Origin of the sequence: Enterovirga sp. CN4-39 (assembly GCF_049446235.1) — a bacterium.
In the GTDB taxonomy this organism is placed as follows: Bacteria; Pseudomonadota; Alphaproteobacteria; order Rhizobiales; family Beijerinckiaceae; genus Enterovirga.
The window spans coordinates 1-25044 of the sequence record NZ_JBMSEF010000011.1 but is presented as its reverse complement, the minus strand read 5'-3'; the positions used below and the strand labels follow the sequence as shown (position 1 = coordinate 25044).

Annotated in this window: 22 protein-coding genes; 11 read left to right on the top strand and 11 right to left on the bottom strand. The window is 70.8% G+C overall.

Annotation, left to right across the window (positions count from 1 at the left end; all coding sequences use genetic code 11):
- Window positions 1-37 precede the first annotated feature (37 nt).
- On the bottom strand, window positions 38-4834 hold the full coding sequence (locus tag ACO2SS_RS17755; protein WP_423279100.1) for an NAD-glutamate dehydrogenase: 4797 nt from the start codon (window positions 4832-4834) through the stop codon (window positions 38-40).
- 37 nt (window positions 4835-4871) lie between these two features.
- Complete coding sequence (locus tag ACO2SS_RS17750; RefSeq protein ID WP_423279099.1) at window positions 4872-6308, bottom strand: DUF882 domain-containing protein; 1437 nt, start codon at window positions 6306-6308, stop codon at window positions 4872-4874.
- 268 nt (window positions 6309-6576) lie between these two features.
- Here ACO2SS_RS17750 and guaD point away from each other — a divergent pair, with 268 nt between their 5' ends.
- From guaD to ACO2SS_RS17730, 4 genes are all read left to right on the top strand, one after another.
- A complete protein-coding gene (gene guaD, locus ACO2SS_RS17745; RefSeq protein WP_423279098.1) occupies window positions 6577-7875 on the top strand; it encodes a guanine deaminase in 1299 nt (432 codons plus the stop codon).
- 184 nt (window positions 7876-8059) lie between these two features.
- A complete protein-coding gene (gene dksA, locus ACO2SS_RS17740) occupies window positions 8060-8479 on the top strand; it encodes an RNA polymerase-binding protein DksA (protein WP_423279097.1) in 420 nt (139 codons plus the stop codon).
- Window positions 8480-8672: 193 nt separating this feature from the next.
- Window positions 8673-10013 (top strand): MFS family transporter, encoded by a 1341-nt coding sequence (locus ACO2SS_RS17735; RefSeq protein WP_423279096.1) that lies wholly within the window; start codon window positions 8673-8675, stop codon window positions 10011-10013.
- Between the two features lie 107 nt (window positions 10014-10120).
- A complete protein-coding gene (locus tag ACO2SS_RS17730; protein WP_423279095.1) occupies window positions 10121-10645 on the top strand; it encodes a VOC family protein in 525 nt (174 codons plus the stop codon).
- Here the strand turns inward: ACO2SS_RS17730 and ACO2SS_RS17725 are convergent.
- The 4 genes from ACO2SS_RS17725 to ACO2SS_RS17710 all read right to left on the bottom strand — a co-directional run bounded on the left by ACO2SS_RS17725 (window position 10634) and on the right by ACO2SS_RS17710 (window position 13165).
- The gene (locus ACO2SS_RS17725; protein ID WP_423279094.1) at window positions 10634-11200 is read right to left on the bottom strand and encodes a hypothetical protein; all 567 of its coding nucleotides are present in this window, start codon (window positions 11198-11200) and stop codon (window positions 10634-10636) included. The two genes, ACO2SS_RS17730 and ACO2SS_RS17725, sit on opposite strands and share 12 nt — an antisense overlap.
- A complete protein-coding gene (locus tag ACO2SS_RS17720; RefSeq protein WP_423279093.1) occupies window positions 11201-11431 on the bottom strand; it encodes a hypothetical protein in 231 nt (76 codons plus the stop codon).
- Window positions 11432-11472: 41 nt separating this feature from the next.
- Window positions 11473-12120: an RdgB/HAM1 family non-canonical purine NTP pyrophosphatase gene (rdgB, locus tag ACO2SS_RS17715; RefSeq protein WP_423279092.1), complete on the bottom strand. Its 648-nt coding sequence runs from the start codon at window positions 12118-12120 to the stop codon at window positions 11473-11475.
- Window positions 12121-12202: 82 nt separating this feature from the next.
- The gene (locus ACO2SS_RS17710; protein WP_423279091.1) at window positions 12203-13165 is read right to left on the bottom strand and encodes a hypothetical protein; all 963 of its coding nucleotides are present in this window, start codon (window positions 13163-13165) and stop codon (window positions 12203-12205) included.
- A 229-nt stretch (window positions 13166-13394) separates the two neighbouring features.
- On the opposite strand from ACO2SS_RS17710, the gene ACO2SS_RS17705 reads away from it, so the two are divergent.
- From ACO2SS_RS17705 to ACO2SS_RS17695, 3 genes are all read left to right on the top strand, one after another.
- On the top strand, window positions 13395-14147 hold the full coding sequence (locus ACO2SS_RS17705; protein WP_423279090.1) for an ABC transporter permease: 753 nt from the start codon (window positions 13395-13397) through the stop codon (window positions 14145-14147).
- Window positions 14144-14929, top strand: a complete 786-nt coding sequence (locus ACO2SS_RS17700) for an ABC transporter ATP-binding protein (protein ID WP_423279089.1) — start codon at window positions 14144-14146, stop codon at window positions 14927-14929. Before ACO2SS_RS17705 ends, ACO2SS_RS17700 begins: the two co-directional genes overlap by 4 nt.
- A gap of 125 nt (window positions 14930-15054) precedes the next feature.
- Window positions 15055-15654 carry an Hsp20/alpha crystallin family protein gene (locus tag ACO2SS_RS17695; RefSeq protein ID WP_423279088.1) on the top strand — a complete coding sequence of 200 codons (600 nt, stop codon included), beginning with the start codon at window positions 15055-15057 and terminating at the stop codon, window positions 15652-15654.
- An 81-nt stretch (window positions 15655-15735) separates the two neighbouring features.
- Here the strand turns inward: ACO2SS_RS17695 and ACO2SS_RS17690 are convergent, their stop codons facing one another.
- The gene (locus ACO2SS_RS17690; protein ID WP_423279087.1) at window positions 15736-16716 is read right to left on the bottom strand and encodes an ABC transporter substrate-binding protein; all 981 of its coding nucleotides are present in this window, start codon (window positions 16714-16716) and stop codon (window positions 15736-15738) included.
- Between the two features lie 176 nt (window positions 16717-16892).
- Between ACO2SS_RS17690 and ACO2SS_RS17685 the strand changes: the two genes are divergently transcribed.
- Window positions 16893-17453 (top strand): Uma2 family endonuclease, encoded by a 561-nt coding sequence (locus ACO2SS_RS17685; protein WP_423279086.1) that lies wholly within the window; start codon window positions 16893-16895, stop codon window positions 17451-17453.
- Between the two features lie 9 nt (window positions 17454-17462).
- On the opposite strand, the gene ACO2SS_RS17680 is transcribed toward ACO2SS_RS17685, so the two are convergent.
- From ACO2SS_RS17680 to ACO2SS_RS17670, 3 genes are all read right to left on the bottom strand, one after another.
- On the bottom strand, window positions 17463-18845 hold the full coding sequence (locus tag ACO2SS_RS17680; RefSeq protein WP_423279085.1) for an amidase: 1383 nt from the start codon (window positions 18843-18845) through the stop codon (window positions 17463-17465).
- A 64-nt stretch (window positions 18846-18909) separates the two neighbouring features.
- Window positions 18910-20892 (bottom strand): hypothetical protein, encoded by a 1983-nt coding sequence (locus ACO2SS_RS17675; RefSeq protein ID WP_423279084.1) that lies wholly within the window; start codon window positions 20890-20892, stop codon window positions 18910-18912.
- Between the two features lie 68 nt (window positions 20893-20960).
- Window positions 20961-21794, bottom strand: coding sequence for a tetratricopeptide repeat protein (locus tag ACO2SS_RS17670; protein WP_423279083.1), 834 nt, complete (start codon window positions 21792-21794; stop codon window positions 20961-20963).
- Between the two features lie 68 nt (window positions 21795-21862).
- Here ACO2SS_RS17670 and ACO2SS_RS17665 point away from each other — a divergent pair, with 68 nt between their 5' ends.
- The 3 genes from ACO2SS_RS17665 (at window position 21863) to ACO2SS_RS17655 (ending at window position 24709) form a co-directional block, all read left to right on the top strand.
- Window positions 21863-23245 carry a leucyl aminopeptidase family protein gene (locus ACO2SS_RS17665; protein WP_423279082.1) on the top strand — a complete coding sequence of 461 codons (1383 nt, stop codon included), beginning with the start codon at window positions 21863-21865 and terminating at the stop codon, window positions 23243-23245.
- Window positions 23246-23281: 36 nt separating this feature from the next.
- The gene (locus ACO2SS_RS17660) at window positions 23282-24154 is read left to right on the top strand and encodes a C40 family peptidase (protein ID WP_423279081.1); all 873 of its coding nucleotides are present in this window, start codon (window positions 23282-23284) and stop codon (window positions 24152-24154) included.
- A gap of 75 nt (window positions 24155-24229) precedes the next feature.
- Window positions 24230-24709, top strand: a complete 480-nt coding sequence (locus ACO2SS_RS17655) for a hypothetical protein (RefSeq protein WP_423279080.1) — start codon at window positions 24230-24232, stop codon at window positions 24707-24709.
- 12 nt (window positions 24710-24721) lie between these two features.
- Here the strand turns inward: ACO2SS_RS17655 and ACO2SS_RS17650 are convergent.
- A partial coding sequence (locus tag ACO2SS_RS17650; RefSeq protein ID WP_423279079.1) for a hypothetical protein occupies window positions 24722-25044 on the bottom strand: 323 nt, incomplete at its 5' end.

The following is a 25044-nucleotide window of genomic DNA, read 5'->3' as shown; positions in this document are numbered from 1 at the left end:
CACCGCCACGGCGGCGGCCGCGTTGGCGGGCCGGCGCCTATTCCTTCGCGAGGTCCGCCAGGAGGCTCGCCGCGACGGTGAGCTTCGACACCGTCAGGCCGGAGCTGGCGATGGCCTGCACGGCGCCCCTGATGCGGTCGATCTCGCCGCCGCGGGCGGCGGCCCAGTTCGTGACGCGCTCGGCCCCGGGGGCGCCGTCGCGGCCGGCGATCTCGGCCGTGAGCTTGCGATGGGCGGCCGCGAGCGCATCGACGGCCCGGTCCCGGGCGAGCCTGTCGTAGTGATCCACGACCTGGATGGCCAAGGCGGCGTTCGCCAGCTCGCCGAGCCCGAAGAGCCCGTCGGCCGCGAAGTGGACCCGGGCGATCTCGGCGACCGGACGTCCGGTGCGGCCGGCCACCAGGACGATGTCCGGCGCGGCGACGAGATCCTGGAGGGCCGTGAGCCGGGATGCGACCGCCTCCGGCACGCCAGCCTCGACGAGCGAAGCCGTGCGGTCGGACCAGCTCTTCGCCGCCTGCGGGGAGAGGGCCTCGGCGAGGCTCGCCGCCACCTCCGCGATGCCGCCCGCGTAGAGCCCCACCACCTCGTCGAGGCTCCGGGTGCGGAAATCGACGTTGCGGGTGAACCACACCATGCGCGAGAGCGTGAGGTCCTGGACGGAGGCGTAGAGGCTCAGCTGGAGCGCGCCGGGGATCCGGCCGTCGAGCGCGTCGAGCGCGTTGTTGAGCTCGATCAGGGCGAAGGAATCGCGCGTCGCCGCATAGGCGGCCGCGATGGTCGGCGCGTCCGCCCCCGTCTCGTCGCCGAGGCGCGTGACGACGCTCGGGCCGCCGCGGTTGACGATGGCGTTCGCGAGCTGGGTCGCGATGATCTCGCGCCGCAGGCGATGGCCCGCCACGGCGTCCGGGAAGCGCTCCCGCAGCGGGACCGGGAAGTAGCGCTCGAGCTCGCGGCCGAGATACGGGTCGTCCGGGACCGGGCTCGCCAGCAGCTCGTCGTGCAGCGACAGCTTCGCATAGGCGAGAAGCACGGCGAGTTCCGGGCGGGTGAGGCCGCGCCCATGCGCGCGGCGCGTCTCGATCTCGGCCGTGCCCGGCAGGAATTCGAGCGCCCGGTCGAGCCGGCCGGCGCCCTCCAGGACGCTCATCAGCCGCTCGAGGAAGCCGAGATCGCCGACGCCGCGGCGCTCGGCCAGCGAGAGCGCGAGCGTCTGGAGGTAGTTGTTGCGCAGGACGAGCTGCGCGACCTCGTCCGTCATCTCGGCCAGGAGCGCGTTCCGGGCCTCGCCGTCGAGGCGCCCGTCGCGCTGCGGCGTCGCGAGCGCGACCTTGATGTTCACCTCGACGTCGGAGGTGTTCACGCCGGCCGAATTGTCGATCGCGTCCGTGTTGAGGCGGACGCCCGCGCGGGCGGCCTCGATGCGGCCGCGCTGGGTCATGCCGAGATTGGCGCCCTCGCCCACCACCCTGGCGCGCAGCTCCGCCCCGGCGATCCGGATCGGGTCGTTGGCGCGGTCGCCGGCGGCGGCGTCGGATTCGTCGGAGGCCCGGATATAGGTCCCGATGCCGCCGAAGAAGAGCAGCCCGACCGGGGCCCGCAGGATGGCGCTCATCACCTCGTTGGGGGCCGCCTCGTCGCGATCGAAGCCGATCGCCGCCCGCGCCTCGGGCGAGAGCCGGATCGATTTCGACGAGCGCGGGAAGATCCCGCCGCCGGGCGAGATCAGCGCGCGGTCGTAATCCGCCCAGCTCGAGCGCGGCAGCCCGAACAGCCGCTTGCGCTCGGCCCAGGCGCGCTCCGGGTCCGGGTTCGGATCGATGAAGATGTCGCGATGGTCGAAGGCGGCGACGAGCCTGATCGCGCGGGACAGCAGCATCCCGTTGCCGAAGACGTCGCCCGACATGTCGCCGACGCCCGCCACCGTGACGGGCTCGGACTGGATGTCGATGTCGATCTCGCGGAAATGGCGCTTCACGGCCTCCCAGGCGCCGCGGGCCGTGATGCCCATCGCCTTGTGGTCGTAGCCGTTCGAGCCGCCCGACGCGAAGGCGTCGCCGAGCCAGTGGCCCCTCTCGATCGAGATGGCGTTGGCGGTGTCGGAGAAGGTCGCCGTGCCCTTGTCGGCCGCCACGACGAGATAGGGATCGTCCCCGTCGTGCCGCACCAGCTCCGGCGGCGGCACGACGCGGTCGCCGTCGAGGTTGTCCGTCACGTCCAGCATCGTGCGGATGAAGATGCGGTAGGCCTCGGTGCCTTCCTCCATCCAGGCGGCGCGGTCGCTCGGGGCGGGGAGGCGCTTCGGGAAGAAGCCGCCCTTCGCGCCCACGGGCACGATCACGGCGTTCTTGACCTGCTGCGCCTTCACGAGGCCGAGGATCTCCGTGCGGAAATCCTGCGGCCGGTCGGTCCAGCGGATGCCGCCGCGCGCGACCTTGCCGAAGCGCAGGTGCAGCGCCTCGAGCCGCGGCGAGTTCATGAAGATCTCGTAGAGCGGGTGCGGGCGGGGCAGCTCGTCCACGCGGGCGCCCTCGAACTTGAACGCGATCGTCTCGACCGGCAGGCCGTTCTGCCCGATCTGGAAGAAGTTCGTCCGGACGCAGGATTCCATCAGGTTGAGGAAGCGGCGGAGGATGCGGTCCTCCTCCAGGCTCGACACCTCGCGCAGGAGTTCCTCCAGCTCGCGGCGCACCTCCTCCTCGCCCGCGCGGTCCTCCGCCGGATGCGGGTCGAACCGGGCATAGAAGAGCGCCACCAGCTTGCCGACGATCGGGGCGTGGCGGGCGAGGACGGCGGCCAGGTAGTCCTGCCCGTAGGGGATCACGATCTGGCGCAGGTAGCGCCCGAAGGCCCGCATCAGGGCGGCCTCGCGCCAGCCGAGCCCCGCCTCGAGCACGAGCTTGTTGAAGCCGTCCGATTCCGTGACGCCGCGGAAGATGGCCAGGAGGGCCGCCTCGACCCTGGCCTCCGTCGCCGCGATGTCGATCGGGGCGCCGGTCGCGCGCTCCAGCGCCATGTCGTGCAGCCAGATGCGCGAGGATGCCTCGGCGCCGGCCGGGGAGATGCGGTAGGTGCGCTCGTTGACGACCCGGAAGCCGAGCCGCTCGAGAAGCGGGACCCGATCGGAGAGCGGCATGCTGACGCCGCGCGAGAAGAGTTTCAGGTTGACCCGGTCGTCGGCATCGCCCTCGCGCCGGTAGAGGTCGACGGCGCGCGGCCGCGCCTCCGACAGCCGCTCGATCGTGTCGATGTCGGAGAGCGCCTGGGCGGGATCGAAGAAGTCCCGATAGGCGGCCCCGAAGGCCTCCGCATAGCGGCCCGAGAGCTCGCGCGCCCGGGGGGAGGGCAGGGCCTCGGCGAGCGCCGCGGACAGCTTGTCGGCCCAGGTCCGGACGATGTTGGCGATCGCCCGCTCGATCGTCTCGCGCGGGACGTCCGGCACCTTCTCGGTGTCGCGCCCGATGATGAAATGCGTCCGCGCCAGCGGGCCTTCCGGATAGGCCGGGTAGGCGGCCGAGACGCGGCCCTCGAAGGTGCGGGCCAGGTACTCGCCGACGCGCCGGCGGACATCCGAGTCGTAGCGGTCCTTCGGCACGTAGACGATCACGGACACGAAGCGGCCGAACCGGTCGGGCCGCACCAGCGCCCGGATGCGCGGATGCTCCGTGAGGTGCAGGACGTCCAGCGCGAAGGAGAACAGCGTGTCCTCCTCGATCTGGAACAGCTCGTCCCGCGGGAAGACCTCGAGCACCTGGGTCAGCGCCCGGCCGTCGAAGCTCTCCGGATCGAAGCCGGCCTGTTCGAGGATGCTGGACGCCTTCCGCCGGAGATAGGGCACCTCCGTGACCGAATTCGTGTAGGCGGTCGCCGTGAAGAGCCCGACCAGGGCGAACTCGCCCCACAGGCGGCCGGACGGGCTGAACAGCTTCGCCCCGACATAGTCGAGATAGGCGCGCCGGTGGACGCGCGACTTCACGCTCGCCTTGGTGACGAAGAGCAGCCGCGGCCGGTCCAGGAAGGCGCGCAGCTCGGGCGTGACCGGGACGAACTCGCCGCCGCGCTTCAGGACATGCACGTCCGGGCTGCGGAGGAGCCCGAGGCCGGAGCCCTCGAGCGGCATGGAGGCGACCTCCCCGTCCTGGATCCGGTGCGCCCGCGCGCCGAGCAAGATGAAATTGCCCGAAGCGAGCCAGTCCAGGAAGGCGGCCGCCTCCCCGATCTCCGCCGGATCGAGAGAGGGCGGCCTGTCCCGGTACTCGGCCGCGAGCGCCTGGAGTTGCGCGCGCATGCGCTCGCCATCCGCGACCGCGGCCCGCACGTCGGCATAGACGCGGTCGAGCCCCGCTAGGAGGTCTTCCCGCTCCTCCTCCGGGAGGGCGTCGAGATGGATGTGGATCAGGCTCTCGCGCGAGCCCTCGCCCGTCTCCGGGCCGGCCTCGCCGATCACCCGGATGAGCGCCCCGGAATCATCCCGCTCGAGCGCCAGGATCGGGTGGGCGACGAGATGCGGCTCGAGGCCCCGCTCGACGAGCTCTGCGAGCGTCGAATCGAGCAGGAAAGGCATGTCGTCGTTGACGGCCTCGAGCACCGTCACGCGCCGGCGCGCGCCGTCCTGCTCGATCTCGCGGTCGCTCAGCCGGACGGAGGGCGCGCCGTGCGGGCGCGGCTCGGCGAGATGCGCCATCGCGTCGGCCGCGAAGGCGGCCAGCGTCTCGGCCGGATACGGAGCCCTGTCGTCGGCCGGAACGCGCCGGAACAGGAGTTCGGCGAACCCTTCGTCTCCACCCGGGGAGACGGCCAGGCGCGACTCCTCGCTCGCCCGATCCGCACTCATCACAACCTCCGAGATGGGCCGCCGAATGCGGCAGAGACTAGCGGGTCGCGGGGCGCGAAACCACGGCCGGGCCGCGGAATCGATCGGGCCGGACTTCGTCGAGCTCGGCCCTCGAGACCTGCATCTTGGACGGCGCCGACTGGATGGCGGCCGCGTCGAACAGGGCCTTGAGGGCCGCCCGCTCGTCGCCCGGAGCGGCCACGGAGGCGAGCCGCGCCGGCCGGACGGAGCCGCGCATCTCTCCGGTGATGACCGGGGCCGCGCCGGCGACGACCGGCCCGGCGAGCGGACGGAGCGGCGGCAGAGGTGCCGCGACCAGGAGCGGGGCGACCTCCTCGGGGCGACGCGGAGGCGTCGGCGCCAGCGAGGCGAGCGTGATCGGCTCCGGCGACAGCGGCCGGGCATCGGGAGGCAGCGCCGGCGGGACCGGCGGCGGGACGGCGAGCGGTGCCGCGACCGCCTGGGCGACGGGAGCCGGCTCCGGGGGCGGCGGTGCGGCGCGCTGCGGCCGGCTCGCCACCGGCGCAGGCTCGGGCGCGGCCGCCGCCGTCATGGCGGCCCCATAGCCGCGCGTGCCCGCATCGTCGCTGTTGCCGCCCATGACGGGTTCGGCATAGGCGACGCGCGAGCGCTGGCTCGGCGCCGCGCGGGTGCGCGAGGCGGACGAGCGGTAGAAGTCGCTGTCCTCGTCGTCGAAGCTGCCGAAGAGCGTCGCCCAGAGGCTCTTGCGCTCGCCGCCCGTCTCGGCCTGGGCATAGGCGAGCCCCGCGACCGCGCCGCCGCGGGCGAGGATATCCGCCCGCGCCAGCTCGTAGCCGGGGAGCGGCTTGCCGTCCCGGGGAAGGTGGACCGTGCGCCCGTCCGGGAACAGCCGCGCCAGCTGGTCGGTGGTCATGCGCGGCCAGGACCGGACGCTGCCGGCATCGAGGTGCACGAAGGGATTGTGGGCGTTCGGGTAGAAGCCGACGCCGCCATTCTGAAGCCGCATCCCGATCTCGCGGACGCGGCTCATGGACACGTCGGGCAGATAGAAATCCATGGCCCTCCCGGCCATGTGCTGCGACTGCTCGGCCACGGCGCGCGAGCGCCGGCGCAGCATCGCGTTGGTCTTGGGCGACCGATAGGCCGAGACCACCCGGATCGGCTCGCGCGATCCCACCTCGCGATAGACCTCCCAGACGATGTCGAAGAGCTTCGGCTCCATCCGGGTCGGCTCGTCGAGGCGCCAGTCGCGCAGCAGCCAGTTGAGCTGGTTCAGCCCGCTTTGGTCGTAATAGCCGTTGCGCCGAAACGTGATCGTGGCGCTTTCCTTGGTGTGCTCGTGCTGGATCGTGATGGCGCGGGTATCGCCGTTCGCGACGGCATCCTGGGTGCCCTGCACCCCGCACAGCGTCGCCGCCGCGCCGATAGCCAGGCCGAGAGCGGCCCTGGATACGCGCGCTGCCTCACGGCCGCTGCCTTGCGGTTTCGTCACTCTGCCCCTGCCACTGTCGAACCCGGGCGGTGCTCGCCCTCCAAAGGTGAACGGAAGGTTTCCGAGAAGGGTTACCCTCCCGTTAAGGCTTTTCTTTTTGTGCGACGACCGCCCGCCGCAACTCGGCTCGATATTCGGCGGAACATGCCCTGCCAAGTCGGTCCGGGGCAAGGGAAGCATTCAAACCGATGTGGACCGGAGGGGTTGGCTTGCGGCGCCTGGGCCTTCTTAATCTGCCCGGGCGTGCGGGACAGCGAGCCGGCCAGAGATGATCAAGGCAATCCGGGGCAGGCTCCTCTGGTACGTGGCCGATCCCGCAACCGAAGGCGCCGCCGCGAGGCGGTATCTCGAGGATGGCCTCCTCGTGGTCGAGAACGGCATCGTGGCGGCCGTCGGCGAGGCGGCGGACCTCCTGCCCGGGCTGCCGGCCGGGACCCCGGTGGCCGACCACCGGCCACACATCGTCGCACCCGGCTTCATCGACGCGCATATCCACTACCCGCAGACGCAGGTTGTGGCCTCCTTCGGGGCGACCCTGCTCGACTGGCTGGAGCGCTACACCTTCGTGGAGGAGCAGCTCTTCGCCGATCCCGCTCATGCGGAGGCGGGCGCGCGCTTTTTCCTCGACGAGCTGCTCAGGAACGGCACCACGACGGCCTGCGTCTATGGCACCGTCCATCCGGGTTCGGCGGAGGCGCTCTTCGCCGAATCGGAACGGCGCGGCACCCGGATGGCGGCCGGCAAGGTGATGATGGATCGCGGCGCGCCGCCCGGCCTGGTCGATACCGCCGAGAGCGGCTACCGCGACACGAAGGCCCTGATCGAGCGCTGGCACGGCCGCGGCCGGCAGATCTACGCCATCTCGCCGCGTTTCGCCCTGACCTCCACCGAGGCGCAGCTCGAAGCGGCCGGCCAGCTGGCACGCGAGCATCCGGACTGCCTCGTCCAGACGCATATCTCCGAGAACCTGCGCGAGATCGAGGCGGTCGCGGCGCTCTATCCCGCCGACCGGGACTACGCCTCCGTCTACGATCGCTTCGGGCTGCTCGGGCCGCGCTCGCTCATGGGGCATTGCCTCCACCTCACGGAGGAGGAGTTCGCGCTGTTCCACGCGCGTGATGCCGTGGCGGTCTTCTGCCCGACCTCGAACACCTTCCTGGGCAGCGGGCTCTTCGACTGGGGCCGGATGCGGGATCCCCGGCACCCCGTGAGGGTCGCGGTCGCGACCGATATCGGGGGCGGCACTAGCTATTCGATGCTGGCCACGATGGGCGAGGCCTACAAGGTGCTGCACCTCCAGGGCCAGACGCTCACGCCCGATTCGGCCTTCCACGCCATGACCCTGGGCAATGCGGTCGCGCTCGGGCTCGACCGCCTGGTCGGCTCCTTCGCGCCGGGGCACGAATGCGACGCGGTCGTCCTCGATGCTGGTGCGACGCCCGCGACGGCGCGCCGGCTGGAACGGGTCAGGACGATCGAGGAGGAGCTCTTTCTCCTGACCACGATGGGGGATGATCGCGCCGTGCGGGCTACCTACGTGATGGGAGAGCTCGTCCATTCGGCATGACCCCGATGGCGGGGCGCCTTCTCGCATCCGTTGTGACGGATTTGCGCGGTTGCCGAAAACTTGGCCCCGCTCTGCCTTTTCGCCGGGCGATCGGACAAGCCAACACCCGTTGTCGGCGTTTCGTGTTTGGAATATAGGCCCCCGAACAAACCGCAACGAAGCGGCTTCAAGGTCAGAGGGGCTGATGGTGAAGTCGACTGAGCTCCAGGGGTACCGTCCCGAAGACACGGAACCCTTCATGAACGAGCGGCAGCGCGAGTATTTCCGCCGCAAGCTCTCCCAGTGGAAGCTGGATATCCTTCGCGAATCACAGGAGACATTGGTCGCCCTGCAGAGCGAAAACCCGAACCATCCCGATCTCGCGGATCGCGCTTCGTCGGAAACGGACAGAGCGATCGAGCTGCGGGCCCGGGATCGACAGCGCAAGCTGATCGCCAAGATCGACGCCGCGATCTCGCGGATCGAGGAGGGGACCTACGGCTATTGCGAGGAGACCGGCGAGCCGATCTCGCTGCGCCGCCTCGAAGCGAGGCCGATAGCGACCCTGTCGATCGAGGCCCAGGAACGCCACGAGCGCAACGAGCGCGTGCATCGGGACGATTGAGCCTGTTCCGAAAGCCTCGCCAGCCCTGCGTTTGACGGCGGGGAGTAGGGGCATTCTGGTCGAGCCATGCGCTGGACGCGCAGGTGGCCGACCTCGCTACTGGGTTTCTCCACGCCGGTGGCACTCATAACAACCCGAACGCGTTGAGTTCAGCTGCTCCCGGACAGGGTCAGCACCGTGTTCGGAGAGCCTCATGAGCAGCGTGGCGCAGGCCGGCATCGCCGGAGCCGCACAACCGGCGGTCGACGAGCACGATACCCGCAATCGTATCCGGGCCATCATCGGCAGCTCGTCCGGCAACCTCGTCGAATGGTTCGACTTCTACGCCTACGCGTTCACGGCGCTCTATTTCTCCTCCGCCTTCTTCGGCTTCATCGCCCAGAGCGACCAGACCACCCAGCTTCTCTATTCGGCGGCCGTCTTCGCGATCGGCTTCCTCATGCGGCCGGTCGGCGGCTGGCTCTTCGGCTGGATCGCGGACCGCTACGGCCGCAAGACCTCCATGATGATCTCGGTGCTGATGATGTGCGCCGGATCGCTCGCGATCGGGTGCCTGCCGACCTATGCGACGATCGGGATCGCGGCGCCGATCCTGCTGCTCGTCTTCCGCATGGTGCAGGGGCTGTCGGTCGGCGGCGAGTACGGGACGGCCGCGACCTATATGAGCGAGGTGGCGCTCGCCGGGCGGCGGGGCTTCTTCGGGTCCTTCCAGTACGTGACGCTGATCGGCGGGCAGCTCCTCGCCTCGCTGGTGATCGTCCTGCTCGAACTCGTCCTGAGCGACGCCGAGATGCGGGCATGGGGCTGGCGGGTGCCGTTCTTCATCGGCGCCGGCGCGGCCGTGATCGCCTTCTACCTGCGCCGGTCGCTGACCGAGACGTCGTCGGAAGCGACCCGCGCCCGCAAGGAGGCCGGCTCGTTGAGAGCGATCTTCCGCCAGCATCCGCGCGCCTTCATGACGGTGCTCGGCTACACGGCCGGCGGATCGCTGATCTTCTACACGTTCACGACCTACATGCAGAAGTATCTGGTGAACACGGCGCAGATGCCGAAGGAGACGGCCAACGTCGTCATGACGGCCGTCCTGTTCACCTATATGTGCCTGCAGCCGCCATTCGGGGCGCTCTCGGATCGGATCGGCCGCAAGACCTCGATGCTGCTGTTCGGCGGGCTCGCGACCTTGTGCACGGTGCCGCTGATGTACGCGATCGGCAGCGTCCAGAGCCCGGTCGCGGCCTATTTCCTGATCGTGGCCGCGCTCGCGATCGTGTCCTTCTACACCTCCATCAGCGGCGTGGTGAAAGCCGAGATGTTCCCGGCGGAGGTCCGGGCGCTCGGGGTCGGCCTCTCCTATGCGCTGGCCAACGCGATCTTCGGCGGCTCGGCCGAGGCGGTGGCCCTGACGTTCAAGGATGCCGGCCACGAGACCTGGTTCTACTGGTACGTGACCGTGATGTGCGCCATCGCGTTCGTGACGGCCCTGTTCGGGCTGCAGAAGCACCCGACCTACCTGCGCGGCTCCAGCACGGAGTAGGCCGGGGAGCCTGCGCTCGCCCGCAAGCGGGCGCTTGCGCGCATGCGGCTTGCCTGGAGCGCGCCCGGGCGTCACCTCCACGGCACGACCAGCCGCGGAGAAGGCGCATGACCGAGCCCCTCAACCCGATCCTATCGCCGAGCCCTCCGATCGATCCCGGCGTGCGGATCGGCCATGTGCACCTGAAGGTGGCCGATCTCGACCGCGCGCTCGGCTTCTATTGCGGCGTGCTGGGTTTCGCGCTGATCCAGCGCTACGGCGCGCAGGCGGCCTTCATCTCGGCCGGCGGCTACCACCATCACATCGGGCTGAACACCTGGGAGAGCCTCGGCGGCTCGCCGCCGCCTCCCGGCACGACGGGCCTCTTCCACACCGCCATCCTCTACCCGACCCGGGCGGCGCTCGCCGATGCCCTGCGCCGCGTCGCGGCGGCCGGCATTCCGCTGGACGGCGCCTCCGACCACGGGGTCAGCGAGGCGCTGTACCTGCGCGATCCGGACCAGAACGGGGTCGAGCTCTACTGGGATCGCCCGCGCGAGATGTGGCCCGTCGAGGCGGACGGGCGTCTCGCCATGTTCACGCGCCGGCTCGATCTCGACGCCCTGCTGCGGGAGGGGGCTTCACAGGCGTGACGGATTCACCCGGAACACGCCCTTGATGCAGGCTGGGTCGCAGACGCAGAGCTGGATGTGCGTCTTGGCGTCGAACCCGGCGCCCGGATAGACCGGAGCGCCTTCCGTGAACACGCCGCGAACGCTGTCGAGCTTAACGCTCTGCAACTCGAGGATCGCGTGAACCCGGCGGATCACCGCGCAGTCGAGCCGTCGCGCCAGCAGGGTCTTACCGTTCGTGGGAAGCGGGACGCCTGCGACGGCGAGGTCGGCGGTAAGCTTGTGATAGGCGTCAAGGACCAGCTGGATAGCGCCTTGGGTCGTCATATCGAGGCATAGACCGAGGTCGATGACCGCTCCGACTACCGCTGGGGTCTCGATCTTCGAGGCGGCCTCGAGTTCGGTCGCCCAATCGAGCCCGCGCTCCGGATTGGCCTCCCAGAAGTAGATCCCGGGTCCCAGCCAATCCCATTCCTTATCGCTCGGGTGAAACGGCTCACCTGCGAGGAGGCGCTCGGCTACAGCGTGGTCGCAGCCGTGATAGCCTAGGACGAAGTGGGAGGTTAGGCGGTGCACTCAGCCCTTCGGCGTCGCGAAGCGCTTGGTGAGCTTGCCCGATGCCGTAAGGATGCCGAGCTTGCGGAGGCGGGCGCGGGCGGCCTCCGGCGAGTGATCCATCTTCGCCCAGGCCTCGGCCGAAGCCGCGAGGAGCGGCTCGACGCCGCGGGACGTCGACAGGTCGACATCCATGCGCGGCTTGGGGGCCGGATTGCTCCGCGTCTTCCTGTTCGCGACCGGCTTCGTCATGCCGCAAGGATGGGAGGCTTGCGGCCGAAAGACAAGCGGCTTCAGCCGCCTGGCCGCAGGCAGGCCTGCGACAGCGCCAGGAAGGCGCGGGCCCGGTGGGAGAGCGGCTGCGGGGCGGGGGACTGCCAGTCGATGCCGTGCTTCTCCTCCGAGGACATCTCCCCGAAGGTCCGGTCGTGGCCCTCCGGGAGGAACATCGGGTCGTAGCCGAAGCCGCGCCCCCCGCGCGGCGGCCAGACGAGTTCGCCGTGGATGCGGCCCTCGAACAGCTCCTCATGGCCGTCCGGCCAGGCCACGACGAGCGCCGACACGAAATGCGCCCGCCGGGCCGCGGACGAGCTTGCGCCCCGGCGGGCGAGCTCGTCCTCGATGCGGCCCATGGCGGCCGCGAAATCCTTCTCCGGGCCGGCCCAGCGCGCCGAGAACAGCCCGGGCGCTCCGTCCAGCGCCTCGACGCAGACACCGGAATCGTCCGAGAAGGCCGGCAGCCCGGAGGCCCGCGCGGCCGCCCGCGCCTTGATGGAGGCGTTCTCGGCGAACATCGTCCCGGTCTCGTCGGGCTCCGGCAGGCCGAGTTCGCCGGCCGAGACCGTCTCGACCCCGAAGGGCTCGAGCAGCTCGGTCATTTCGGCCAGCTTGCCGGGATTGTGGGTCGCGATCACCACGCGACCGGTCAGGATGCGAGACACGTCTTCCTCGGCTGAGCGGGCCGGATGCCCGCATCGCCGGAATAGGTCAGGCGCCGGGCCGAGGCCAGCGCCGGAACCGTCGTCAGAAGGATTTCGGCAGGCTCAGCGCATCCCCGATCGAGGAGACGGCATTCTGCAGGTCGCGGCCGTTGGGCAGCTTCATGCCCAGGAACTCGATCCGGTCGTCCGGGGGCGGCACCGGCTGCACCGCGCCCTCGGGGGCGGGCGCCGCGACGGGCTGCGCGGCCGGCGGACGGGCGGCGAGCTGGGCGGGCCTCGGCGCCGGCCGCTCGGGCCGCGCCTCCTGAACGGGCCTCGCCTCGGGCGGGCGGGCCGCCGCCATGCGGGCCGGTGCCCGAGGCGGAAGCGGAACGACCGTTTCCGCCACCGAGGCGGTCGAGGCAGGCTCGGGCTTGGGCGGCTCGCGGGTGAGCCTGGCGAGCTCGGCCGCCGCCGGAGGCTGGGCCTCCGCGGGCCGCGGCCCGGGAGGCAGAGCCGCCATGGCGGGCTGGGGCTCGGCGGGGGGCGGCTCGGCCGCAACCGGGACGGGCTGGATCCGCCCCGCGGGAGAGAACGCCATCGGCTGCGATGTTCCGACGAAGTGCGGCCGCCCCGTGGTGAAATTGCTCGGGAGCGGAGCCGTCGCGACGCTGGCCGCCGGGATGGTCATGGCCGCCACCGGCCGGGGACCCGTCGGGACCTGCTGGGCGACGATGGGAGGAGGCGGCGGCGCGGTCTCGACCACGCGGACGGGCTGCGTCCCGACGATCGCCGGCACGCCGTCGCGGATCTCCGGCATGTCGGGCAGCCGGCCGATGCGGATCTCGCTCCGCCGCGGCTCGTCCGGCTTGGGCAGGAAGGCGAGGCCCGAGAGGCTGGACGGGATGCTCAGATTGGAAACGAGGGCGGCGCCGGCTCCACCGATGACCGCGAAGCCGAGAAGGGCACCGCCCGCAATGAGCAAGGGGCGCCGGCTCCTGGCAGGCTCGACCCGGGTGGGGCCTGCTGGTCTGATTTCGGTCGGATCGATGGCGAGTTCCGCCATGCAGCGATGTCTCCGGAAGGGGCGACGCTCCGCACCCGAGGCCATCAATCTACAAGGATTCGGGCGTGAAAATGTCCGGCCCAAGTCAATCTTAGACCTGTTCACGTTACCAGAGTGTTGCCGTTCGGCAACCACCGTCAGGTTGCGTGGGAACGCGAGGGCGGTTTACGCGATGATCTACGGTCCCGTCCGGGACCGGACCCAATCTCGTGGTCGAAGCAACGGATCGATGAACCGCCTCGCCCGCACGGCGCTGGCCGCGGCGGGGCTGCTCGCTTTCCTGGGGATCTGGGAGGCGCTGCCCCGGCTCGGCCTGCTCAACCAGGCCCTCGTGCCGCCTCCCTCGGCCGTTCCGGCCGCGCTGATGCGTGAGATCGCATCGGGCGTCTGGCTGCAGGCGATCGCGTCCAGCCTCACGCATTACCTGCAGGGCCTCGCCGCGGGGGCCGGACTCGGGGTGCTGCTCGGCATCTTCGCCGGGATGTCCAACGTCTTCGAGAGCGCGACCGCCTGGGTGGTGCGTGTCGTGCGGCCGATCCCGGGCCTCGCCTGGGTGCCGTTCGCGATCATCTGGTTCGGCGTGGAGCCGCGGGCAGCGGTCTTCATCATCGCGATCGGGGTGTTCTGGATCGTGTTCTTCGCCACCCAGGGCGCGGTCCGGGGCGTCGACCGCGACCTCGTCGAGGTCGCGCGCGCCTTCGGGTTCCGCTCCCCCTTCGCGCGGCTGGTGAAGATCATGCTGCCGGCCGCGACGCCGGGCATCATGGTGGGGCTGCGGACCGCGCTCGGCCAGGCCTGGATGGCCGTGGTGGCGGCCGAGATCTTCGGCGTGCCGGGCGTCGGCCAGCGCATGATGCAGGCCTCGAGCCTGCTCGCGACCGACATCGTGCTCGTCTACATGCTGACTATGGCGGGCCTCTACGGGCTGATCGACACCGCCTTCGTGGCGGCGCAGAACCGGCTCCTGAGGTGGCGGGCATGAGCGCTGCCGAGACCGCCCCCGTCATCGAGATCCGCGGCCTCGGCCTCGCCTACGAGCGCGAGGGCCGGGTCACGCAGGTCCTTTCCGGGCTCGATCTCTCGATCGCCCGCGGCGAGTTTGTGGCGATCGTCGGCGAATCCGGCGTCGGCAAGTCGACCCTGTTGCGCGTCCTCATCGACCTTGCGAAGCCGAGCGCCGGCAGCGTGCGGGTGAACGGGACGGCGCGCCCGCCCGAGACGCGGCGGCTCCCGCCGATGGCGCTGGTGTTCCAGGATTCCCGGCTGCTCCCCTGGCGCCGGGTCCTCTCCAATGTCGGGTTCGGGCTCGAATGGAGCGGCATCTCCCGGGCGGAGCGGCGCCGCCGCGCGCAGGCCATGCTCGACCTCGTGGGGCTCGGCGAACTCGCGGGCCGGTGGCCGCACCAGCTTTCGGGAGGCCAGCGCCAGCGCGTCTCGCTCGCCCGGGCGCTCGCCGTGGAGCCGGACGTCCTGCTCATGGACGAGCCGTTTTCGGCGCTCGATTCCTTCACGCGCGAGTTCCTGCAGGACGAGCTCCTGCGCATTCGGGCCGCAACGGGCCGCACTGTCCTGTTCGTGACGCACGACATCGACGAGGCCGTCTATCTCGCCGACCGCGTCATCGTCCTGACCGGCAAGCCGGCCGGGATCGGGGCGGAGATCCGGGTCGAGGTTCCGCAGCCGCGCCGCCGTCGAGACCCGGCGCTGGCGGAGGCAGCCCGGCAGCTGAGGACCGAGCTCTCGCAGCGATCGTCGGAGCTCTGAAGGCGGCGGCGGCCAGACGCCGGTACCCTCCTCTTCCCGGCCGCGGCAAGCCGGTTCCGGGGAGCAGAATCGCCCGCGGCGGCGTTCCAGTCAGACCGGCGATGCCGGTCGTGATGGAGGCGCATATGGCACGTGCATCCTTGATACCTTTCCGGTCCGGGGGCCTGTTCGGAGCCGACCCATTCTCGGCTTTGCACCGGGACGTGAACCGATTGTTCGACGAGGTGATGCGCGGAACCAGCCTGGCGGCTGCGGGTCAGGGCCAGGGTGGCATGTCCAGCGTGATCGCTCCGCAGATGAACGTGAGCGAGACGGACAACGAGATCAGGGTCACGGCGGAGCTGCCCGGCGTCAGCGAGCAGGACATCCAGGTGGACCTGAACGACGACCTGCTCACCATCCGGGGCGAGAAGAAGCTCGAGCGGAAGGAGGACAAGGAGAACTTCCACTTCGTGGAGCGCTCCTACGGCACCTTCCAGCGCTCGCTGCAGCTTCCGTTCCCGACCGATCCCGGCAAGGTCCAGGCGCGGTTCGAGAACGGCGTCCTGACGGTGACCCTGCCCAAGGCGGCCCAGCAGAACCGCTCGCGGCGGATCGCGGTCAGCGGGCCCGGTACGAATGGCGGCGCGTCCCGCGGGGCGAAGGAGCAGGGCGAGGCGAGCGCCACGGGCCGGCCGGCCTCGCCGGGCCAGGGGAGCGAGAGCGGCGCGAAGAAGCAGGCCTAGCCGGCAGCCGGATCGGCCCGAGCAGGCGGAGCGCCGGGGGAGACCTCGGCGCTCTTGCTCCCTCCCGGCCGGCGGGAGGCCTTACTGGATCGGCGCGACGACCTTGTCGTTCTTGAAGTCGCTCGCGCTGAGCTTCTTCGAGACCAGCCCCTCGGCCTGGTAGGTGTCGAGCATCGCCTGGATGGCCGGGAAATCGGGCGAGGCGTCCGGCCGGCGGGCGAAGTCGTTGTCCTTGAGCAGGTAGGTGTCGAGCACCGGCACCGGCACCTTCATGATCTCGGACACGACCTTCATGGTCTGCTCGCGGTTCTCGAGCGCCTTCTTCATGCCGAGCGTGAGGTCCTTCACGTACATCCGGGCGAGTTCCGGCTTCTGGGCCAGGAAGTCCTTCCGGCACGCCTCCAGGATATGGACGATGTTCGGCAGCGCCTCCGACAGCGAGAACAGCTTGCGGATGCCGCCCTTGCCCTCGGCCCGGGCCGCGAAGGGCTGGTTCATGTTCACGGCATCGACGCGGCCCTGGCGCAGGGCGTCCTCGGCGAGCGGGAAGGTCACCTCGACGAGCTTGATGTCCTTGTTCGGATCGAGCCCGGCCTTCTTCAGGATGAGGTTGAACGGCCCCTGCGTGCCGCCGTTGATGATGGAGATGCCGACGGTCTTGCCCTTGAGGTCCGCGACGGACTTGATCGGGCTGTCCTCCTTCACGGCCCAGTAGACCGAGAAGGAGCCGGGCTTCTCGCCGACATGCTGGGCGACGATGTCGACCGCGAGCGTGCCGGCGGCCGTCCCCTGAGCGATCGGCAGCACGCCCTGCGTACCGCAATCGATCGCGCCCGCCGCCAGGGCCTGGCTGATCGCGGAGGTGCCCTGGAACTGCGACCACTCGATCTTGTAGCTCTTGCCCAGGTCCGGGAATTCCGCCGGGCGGCGCATCATCGTGTACTTGCCTTCCTCGGCCGGGATCGTGAACCCGACCCGGATCGTCGGCACGTCCTGGGCCTTCGCGGCCGCCGATACGGCGAGGCCGGCCGCAAGCGACAGCATCAACACGCGCGCAATCATTCCCGAGATCCCCTCAGCTTGCCGGGCCTTGAGCCCGTCGCCTCCGCTCGGTCCATCAGAGGACAGCGGCGGCTCGGCCGCAAGCAACAATTTGAAGCCTGAAGCATCCCGTGCGGGCAGCCGAGCGTCCGCGCCTCGACCATGGTAGACTTGCCGAAGTCTTGCCGGAGCGACGAATGGCGGATGCTGCGCCGACGCGGATGAGCGTGGAGGTCTTTCTCGACTGGCAGACGCGCCAGGGAGAGCTCTACGAACTGGTCGACGGCCGGCCCGTTCCGCGGGGAATGACGGGCGCCACGCAGCGGCACGATCGCGTCGTCACCAATGCGATCGTGGCCCTCGCATCCCGCTTGCGGGGCGGTCCTTGCTGGCCGATGACGGCGGACATCGCGGTTCGCACACGGGCGAGGAGCCTCCGTAGGCCTGACGTCACGGTCCAGTGCGTACCGCTCGATCCGAACGCAGCCGTGGCGAGCGAGCCCGTTCTCGTCCTCGAAGTCCTGCCGCCTTCGACCGAGCGGATCGACACGATCGTCAAGCTCGACGAGTACAAGGCGCTCGCCTCCTTGCGGCACATCCTCATTGCCGAACCGGATACGCCGCACGTGCTGCTCTATTCGCGCGGGGAAGACGGGCGCTGGACGGGGCTCGACCATATCGGGCCGGACACGGAGCTCGATCTGCCCGCGATCGGCTGCACCATCCCGATCGCGGAACTCTACGACGGCGTTTCCTAGACGGCGGCCCTAGCAGGTGGGCCAGGGCGGCTGCGGCCCGCGCATCCGCTCGAAAGCCGCGGACATGCGCAGGACGCCGAGGTCGTCGAAGCGGCTCCCCGCGATCTGCAGCCCGATCGGCAGGCCGGAGGCCGTGAAGCTCGCGTTCACGGAAGCGGCGGGCTGCTCGGAGAAGTTATACGGCACCGTGAAGCAGATATGCTCGAAGGGCCGCGCGGGATCGTTGATCGGCGACGGCAGCTCGGCCGGATAGGACGGGCAGGGCGCGACCGGCGACAGCACGAAGTCGAAGCCCTGCGTGGCCCGGAGCGCGGCATCCCGGATGGCACCCATCTGGCTCATGCCGCGATAGACATCGGCACCCGACAGGTCGCGTCCGCCCTCCGCCCAGGTCAGGATGTAAGGCAGGATCCTGGCCCGCTCTGCCTCCGTCAGCGGGCCGATATCGGCCCAGGCGCGCTGCCGCCAGAAGATGTCGAGCCCGTCCAGCATCTCGCGGGTCAGGAACGGGCCGACGGGCTCGATCGTGGCACCGGCCGCCTCGAAGAGCCGCGCTGCAGCCTCGACGGCGCTGCGCACCTCCGGCTCGACCTTCATGCCGATGCCGGCTTCGAGCTGCAGCCCGAGGCGGAGGCCCTTCAGGTTCAGGTCGAGATCGTCCCAGGCGAGATCGGCCGCCGGCAGGCTCATGCCGTCGCGCGGGTCCGGCCGGGAGAGCTCGCGCATCATCAGGGCCGCGTCGGCGACATTGCGGGTCATCGGGCCGGCGACCCGCCCCCAATAGGGCGGGTCGACCGGGACCCGGCCGAAGCTCGGCTTCAGGCCGAACACGCCGCACCAGCCGGCCGGGAGGCGGATGGAGCCGCCAATATCGGTGCCGACATGAAGCGGGCCGTAGCCGGCGGCCGCGGCCGCGCCGGCGCCCGCGGACGAGCCGCCGGGATTCTTCGTCGTGTCCCAGGGGTTGCGCGTGAGCGGATGGAAGCTCGATGTGCCGGAGGAGAGCATGCCGTAATCGGGCATGGTGGTCTTGGCGACGAGGACTGCGCCCGCTTCGCGCAGCCTGGCGGAAGGCGGGGCGTCGACGGGAGCCGCCGCGAGCTCGCGCGCCGCCGTGCCGAGCGGGATCGGCGTGCCCTTCGTGGCGATGTTCTCCTTAATCGTGACCGGCACCCCGTCGAGCGCGCGCGCCTCGCCCCGGCGCCAGCGCGCCTCGGATTCGCGCGCGGCCGCGACCGCGGCGTCCGGGCGGTAATCGTAGAGGGCCGCGAGCTTCGGCTCGCATCGCTCGATGCGATGGATGACGGCCTCCACCACATCCACGGGCGAGAGCGTGCCCGCCCCGTAGGCCTGGAGCAGTTCGGTTGCAGGCAGGTCCGCGTAGTCGGTCACTCGGCTTCTCCGGTCGGAACGGGCCGCGATTGCTAGCACGCGCGCCCCGCGGCCTCGACCGCAATCAGCCGGCGCCGCTGCCTCGAAGCGCGCCGCCCTGCCGCTCTGCCGAGCAGGGCACGACGAAGGCCTGCCCGAGGCTCTGCCATCCGAGGCCCTCCGGCCGCATCCGCAACTCCTGGCTCGGCGCCGGAAGCCGGTATGTCCGCATCTTCAGCCCCTCCGGCAGGCGCACGGTGCCGTCATCCGGAACGACGATGGCGACCGGGGCGTCGGGGGCGCGGCAGAAGCCCGCGATGTCCGCCCGCGTCGGCTCGAGGATGGCGTCGGGCTTGCCGGCCCATGGAAACCGGTCCGCCTCGCTGGCGAGGCCCGATGCGACGAGCCGGTCCATGCGGTCGCGCCAGATCATCCCGAGGTCGCGCGAGAACACGATGGAGCCGCCCTGCGCGTAGCTCGCCCAGTTGGGGCGGCCGACAAGCTTCCAGGCGTAGGTCGCTCCGCCCCTGAGCCACAGGATCTCGCCCTGCCCGGGCGGCAGCAACCGCACCAGCTCCGAATCCGGCTGGTAGCGGGTGGCCACGCGGGCGAACGAGGGCCGGTCGTCCCAGATCATCGCCGCCAGGACGGCGAGAACGAGGGCTCCCCTGGCCGCGGCCGCTCGGGGGACGGCACTCCGCCGTGCCGCCAGGAGGATCGCGGCCAGGACGACCGGGATCGTCCAGATCCAGAACAGCCAGACATGGGTGAGGATGGAGGCGCCGGGGGGCTTGGCCGACCAGACCGGAAGCACGACGAGAAGCCGCTGCAGGAGGACGAGCGCTCCCAGGATCGTGACCGCGACCAAGCCGATCCACCGTGCCCGTTCGGTGAAGAGGCCCGGCCTTTTCCGATCCGCCGCGAGGGTGAGGAGAGCGGCCGCGGCACCGAGGGCGCCGATCGACGAGAGCGGCGAGGCGAGCCAGCCGAGGACGAGGCAGGCAAGCGCAACCTGTCCCGCATTGCCCCGTCGCCACAGCCCGAGCGCGGCGATCGGAAAGGTGAGTGCGCCGGCAAGGCAGACGAGCCAGAGCGCACGCCACGGCTGGGCCTGCACGATCAGGACCACGATCCAGAGATCGGCCGCCAGCAGGGTGAGCGCGACGCCGAGAACGCCAACGATCACGATCGCGCCGAGAACCGCCCGCGCCATCGGCAGCCGCACGAAGCGGAGTGCGACGAGGATCGTCGCGCTGCGCACGACGATGTCCGCCCAGGCGGTGTCGGGCCACTGGCTCGGGAAGAGGTAAGCGTTGACGGAGAGCGCATCCGCCCAGTCCCGGTCCATCAGCTGGAAGAGACGTTCGGCGACCGGGAGCCCCGCCGCTCCCGCGAGCATCACCAGGACGGCGCCGCCGCCCCCGGCGAGCAGCAGCCAGCGCCGGTCCCGATACGCCTGCACGAGCACCCAGACGGCCAGGCCGGGAACGGCCATGATGGGGTGAACCAGCGCGGCAAGGAGAAGGACGGAAAGCGCCAGCCATTTCCGGCCGGCGCAGAGGGCCGCGAGTGCCGCCAGGACGAGTGCCTCGGCCGGAAGGCGCGGCGTAGCGAATGGCTCGGCGTAGCGGAAAAGCTGGCCGTAATAGCTCGGCACGACCGCCGCCGTGACGAGGCAGGCCCAGAGCAGGCGTCCCTTGGCCAACTGGCCGGCGAAGACGGCGAGCGCGGCGAACCAGGCGCAGAGGCCGGCAAGGGTCAGGATCAGGGCGCCCGGTTCCGCCCCCACGGCGCGCAGGAAGGCCCCGCTCAGGCGGGGGTAGATGCTGAACGCGGATTGCCCCTCGTGGGCGAAGAAGATGTCCCGCCCGAGGCCGTTCGGGTCGGCATCCGCCATGGCGCGACCGACATAGAGCTCGGCGTCGTGGATGATGCCCGAATAGGGGTGGGCAAGGAGAAACAACGAGAGCGCGCTCGCTCCCCCGACGAGGAGCCAGGGCAGACGGGCTTGGCCCGCCCGGCCGAAGGGTGCGCCCTCATCGCTCCTCGTGACCGCGCCGGAGCCCATGCCGTGTCCTCGATCAGCGGCGTCGATATCCGGAGGGCCGGCGTCCAAGCCGGCGGCGGCTCGGGGCTTCAGCCGTTCTGGCCGGCCTTCCGGGCGTCGGCCGGCTTCGCGTCCGCCTGCTGCCGCAGCGCCTTCCAGCTGTTCGGCTGCGCCATCATGCGCTTGATGGAGGCGAGGGTCTGGGCCGCCTCCTGCGGCTGCATGTCCTGCTTCAGGACGCTCTCCGCCTCGGCGAACTTGCCCTGCAGGCCGAGCACGAGCGCGAGGTTCTGCCGGACGCGGCCGTCGGCGCGCTGGTGCAGGGCGGCCTGGCGCATGATGACCTCGCCCTCCGGCAGGCGCTTGGCCAGCGCATAGGACAGCCCCTGGTTCGACAGGACCGTGGGCTCGCCGGGGACGATGCGGAGGGCCGCCTCGTAATAGCGCTGCGCGCCCTGGAAGTCGCCGAGCTGGTCGGCGACCGTGCCCTGGACGGAGAGGATGCGCCAATCGGGGCGCTCGGGCAGGTGGGCCTTGGCGAGGACCTCCTGGGCCTCCCGGAAGCGGCCCGCTTCGGCGAGCGCCTTGCCATAGGCGGCGAGGACCGGGAGGGCGCGTGGATTGCGGATCGTGGCCTGCTGCAGCACCGCCACCGCCTGCGCGTGCTGCCCGAGCCGCCGCAGCGTTCCCGCATAGGCGATGGCCGTATCGGCATCGGCGGGATTGGCCTCGAATTTCTGCCCCAAAGCTTCGGAGGATTGCCGTAGGCTGGCTTCGGAGACCGGCGCATCCGTTCGCTGGAGCGAGCCGGTCGTCTCGGGCGTCCCCCGGGCGAGGCAGCCGCCCAGCGACAGCGCGACGACGGCGACCGCGCCGGTCCGAAGCGCGCCGGAGAGAAGTGGTTGCAGAGGGGTGACGGGCATGAAAGGTACCCCGGCGAAATCCTCCGTTCGGCGTAGATCGTTAACCCTAACGCGGCGTTAAACCTGCCATGCTGCATCCTGCCTTCGTGTCCTCTGCGGACGCCTCGATCCCGATCCGCCTGGTCACGAAGGAGGGCTGGGACGCGGTCGCGGCAGAGCTCCCGCCGGGCGCACGCCGCTACGCCGAAGCGACGGGGTTCGACGGAAAGCCGGGAAGCCTCGCGCTCCTGCCCGGTCCGGAAGGCGAGCTCGCGGGCGTCCTCTTCGGCGTGGAGCCGGGCGAGGAGGCCGATCCGTTCGAAGTGGCCAAGCTTGCGACCTCCCTGCCGGACGGCGTGTACGGCTTCGCCGAGCCGCCCCGCGATCCCGCCCTCGCCTGCCTCGGCTTCGCGCTCGGGACCTACCGGTTCGAGCGCTACCGCGAGACGCCCGCGAAGGAGGTCCGCCTCGTCCTGCCGGAGGGCGTGGACGGCGAGGAGCTGAGCCGGATCGCGGCGGCGGTGGCCATGGGGCGCGACCTCGTCAACACGCCCGCCAACGACCTCGGGCCGGACGGGATCGAGGAGGCGGCACGCCGCGTCGCGGAGCGGCACGGGGCGGAGATCCGGGTCACGGTCGGCGACGACCTGCTGGATGCGAACCTGCCCATGATCCACGCGGTCGGCCGCGCCGCGGACCGGGCGCCGCGCCTGATCGACCTCACCTGGGGCGAGGAGGGTGCGCCGCTGGTCGCGCTCGTCGGCAAGGGCGTCGCGTTCGACACCGGCGGGCTCGACATCAAGCCGTCCTCCGCGATGCTGCTGATGAAGAAGGACATGGGCGGCGCCGCCGCGGCGCTCGCGCTCGCCGACATGATCATGGGCGCCCGCCTGAAGCTGCGTCTGCGGCTGCTGATCCCGGCCGTCGAGAACGCGATCTCCGGCTCCTCCTTCCGGCCGGGCGACGTGCTGCGGAGCCGGAAGGGGCTGACGGTCGAGATCGGCAACACGGATGCGGAGGGCCGGCTGATCCTGGCGGATGCGCTGGCGCTCGCGGACGAGGACGCGCCGGAGCTCGTGGTGGATTTCGCGACCCTGACGGGCGCGGCCCGGGTTGCGCTAGGCCCCGAACTGCCGCCCTTCTACACGAAGGACGACGCCCTCGCGGATGCCGTCGCCCGTCATGCACGCGAGGTGCGGGACCCCGTGTGGCGCCTGCCGCTCTGGGTGCCCTACGGCAAGATGCTCGCCTCCAAGATCGCCGACACGAACAATGTGTCGAGCGGCGGTTTTGCGGGCTCGATCACGGCCGCCCTGTTTCTCGCCCGCTTCGTCACGAACGCGAAGGCATCCCTTCATTTCGACATCTATGGATGGAACCCTGCGGCCAAGCCGGGCCGTCCGGAAGGCGGCGATGTGCAGGCCGCGCGGCTGGTCTACGCGCTCCTCAAGGAGCGGTACCCGGCGGAGTGACGGCCGGCGTTAACCTCGGGCCTGCATGCTGGAGCATTGATGACGAGCCTCGACCGACGCCTCACGCCGGCACGCCCGGACCTTGCCGACGAAAGGCTCCGCGGCCGCGTCGAGGCGGCCCGCTACGTTGCGGGCGAGACCAGGATGGTGGTCGCGCCGTCCGCGCCGCTGCGCCGCGAGCCCTATCCGGATGCGCCGCTCGATACCGAGGCGCTGATGGGCGAGAGCGTCACGGTCTATGACGAGAACGAAGGCTATGCCTGGGCCCAGCTGGGGACGGACGGCTATGTCGGCTATGTCCCGACCGAGGCGCTCAGTCCCGCGGCTACGGCTCCTACTCATCGCGTCACGGCGGTCCGGACCTTCGTCTATCCGGGCCCGAACCTGAAGCTGCCGCATGCCGCCTTCCTGTCCCTCGGGGCGGGCGTGACGCCCGTCGAGGCGCGGAACGAGTATGTGCGCCTCTCGACGGGCGGCTGGGTCTTCGCCGGGCATCTCGGCCAGGCCGATGCGTTCGCGGACGATTTCGTGCTCGTGGCGGAACGGCTCATCGGCACGCCCTACCTGTGGGGCGGCAAGACGAGCCTCGGGCTGGATTGCTCCGGCCTCGTGCAGCTGTCGCTGGCGGTGGCCGGCATCGCGGCGCCGCGTGACACGGACATGCAGGAGGAGGCTCTCGGAAAGCCGGTCGAACTCGGCCACGACCTTGCCGGCCTGATCCGGGGCGACCTCGTGTTCTGGCGTGGCCATGTCGGCATCATGCTCGACCACAAATGGCTCCTGCACGCCAACGGACACCACATGGCGGTCGCCATGGAGCCGCTCGCGGAAGCCGAGCTCCGGATCCGCGAGAAGACCTTCGGGCCGATCACCTCTTTCAGGCGGCTCGGCAGCCTCGGCGCGGGCTGAGCCTCCTCGGGGCACCAATCGCGCCCGCGGGCATTGATCCCGGATCCGATCCCAATCTCAATCCCGAGCCCGCCGATGCCGTCTCCCGCCCTCCGCAGCCTCGCCGCTGCGGCGATCTCCCTGGTCTTTGCCGCACCGGCCGCGGCGCAGAGCCTCGCCGAGATGGAGCAGCGCTCGGCCGTGATCGCGGATCGCTATCTGGCGGTCTGGTCGTCCAGCGACGAGCTCTCGATCGACGGGGTGCCCTATGTGTATGGGCCGCGCGTCACCTTCTACGGCCGCAGCATGGATTGGCGCGGTCTCGCGGCCGAGAAGCGGCGCGCCGTACGGCGCTGGCCGGTCCGCTCCTACCGGCACAGGCCGGGATCGATGAACGTGATCTGCAACGGCGATACGCGCCGCTGCGCGGTGCGGTCGATCATCGATTACCGGGTGGCGAACCCTGGCTCGGGCCGGCGCGCCAGCGGCGCGGCGACATTCGATCTCGGGATCAGCTTCGCCGGCCCGAAGCCCGTCATCCTCTACGAGGGCGGGCGCCCTCTCCGCCGGGGCTAAGCCGGAGGGGCGCTAATCGTCGCCGCCGAGCCAGCCGATGATCCCGCCGATCGCGCCGCCGCCATTCGGGGCGCGGCGCACGTAATAGCCGCCCGCGCCGTCGGAGTAGTAGCGGCGCCGCTCGACATAGGAATAGCTCCGGACCGGCCCCTCCGGATAAACCCACTCGCCATAGGCCCGGCGCGAGCGCCTCGCCTCGTAGGGCGGGTCGTAGCGGTAATTCGGGTTGTAGGCCTCCAGGTAGGGGCCGCGCACCCGCCGGCGAGCCAAGCGAGCCTCGCGCGCGGCCGCGCGCCGGGCAGACGCCGCCGCGCGCGCGGCCTCGCGTCGGGCCC

What these genes read in the sequence shown, in the direction of transcription:
- ACO2SS_RS17755 (WP_423279100.1), bottom strand. Translation starts at nt 4,834, where the DNA reads ATGAGTGCGGATCGGGCGAGCGAGGAGTCGCGCCTGGCCGTCTCCCCG.
- guaD (WP_423279098.1), top strand. Translation starts at nt 6,577, where the DNA reads ATGATCAAGGCAATCCGGGGCAGGCTCCTCTGGTACGTGGCCGATCCC.
- dksA (WP_423279097.1), top strand. Translation starts at nt 8,060, where the DNA reads ATGGTGAAGTCGACTGAGCTCCAGGGGTACCGTCCCGAAGACACGGAA.
- ACO2SS_RS17735 (WP_423279096.1), top strand. Translation starts at nt 8,673, where the DNA reads ATGAGCAGCGTGGCGCAGGCCGGCATCGCCGGAGCCGCACAACCGGCG.
- ACO2SS_RS17730 (WP_423279095.1), top strand. Translation starts at nt 10,121, where the DNA reads ATGACCGAGCCCCTCAACCCGATCCTATCGCCGAGCCCTCCGATCGAT.
- ACO2SS_RS17720 (WP_423279093.1), bottom strand. Translation starts at nt 11,431, where the DNA reads ATGACGAAGCCGGTCGCGAACAGGAAGACGCGGAGCAATCCGGCCCCC.
- ACO2SS_RS17710 (WP_423279091.1), bottom strand. Translation starts at nt 13,165, where the DNA reads ATGGCGGAACTCGCCATCGATCCGACCGAAATCAGACCAGCAGGCCCC.
- ACO2SS_RS17705 (WP_423279090.1), top strand. Translation starts at nt 13,395, where the DNA reads ATGAACCGCCTCGCCCGCACGGCGCTGGCCGCGGCGGGGCTGCTCGCT.
- ACO2SS_RS17700 (WP_423279089.1), top strand. Translation starts at nt 14,144, where the DNA reads ATGAGCGCTGCCGAGACCGCCCCCGTCATCGAGATCCGCGGCCTCGGC.
- ACO2SS_RS17695 (WP_423279088.1), top strand. Translation starts at nt 15,055, where the DNA reads ATGGCACGTGCATCCTTGATACCTTTCCGGTCCGGGGGCCTGTTCGGA.
- ACO2SS_RS17690 (WP_423279087.1), bottom strand. Translation starts at nt 16,716, where the DNA reads ATGATTGCGCGCGTGTTGATGCTGTCGCTTGCGGCCGGCCTCGCCGTA.
- ACO2SS_RS17685 (WP_423279086.1), top strand. Translation starts at nt 16,893, where the DNA reads ATGGCGGATGCTGCGCCGACGCGGATGAGCGTGGAGGTCTTTCTCGAC.
- ACO2SS_RS17675 (WP_423279084.1), bottom strand. Translation starts at nt 20,892, where the DNA reads ATGGGCTCCGGCGCGGTCACGAGGAGCGATGAGGGCGCACCCTTCGGC.
- ACO2SS_RS17670 (WP_423279083.1), bottom strand. Translation starts at nt 21,794, where the DNA reads ATGCCCGTCACCCCTCTGCAACCACTTCTCTCCGGCGCGCTTCGGACC.
- ACO2SS_RS17665 (WP_423279082.1), top strand. Translation starts at nt 21,863, where the DNA reads ATGCTGCATCCTGCCTTCGTGTCCTCTGCGGACGCCTCGATCCCGATC.
- ACO2SS_RS17655 (WP_423279080.1), top strand. Translation starts at nt 24,230, where the DNA reads ATGCCGTCTCCCGCCCTCCGCAGCCTCGCCGCTGCGGCGATCTCCCTG.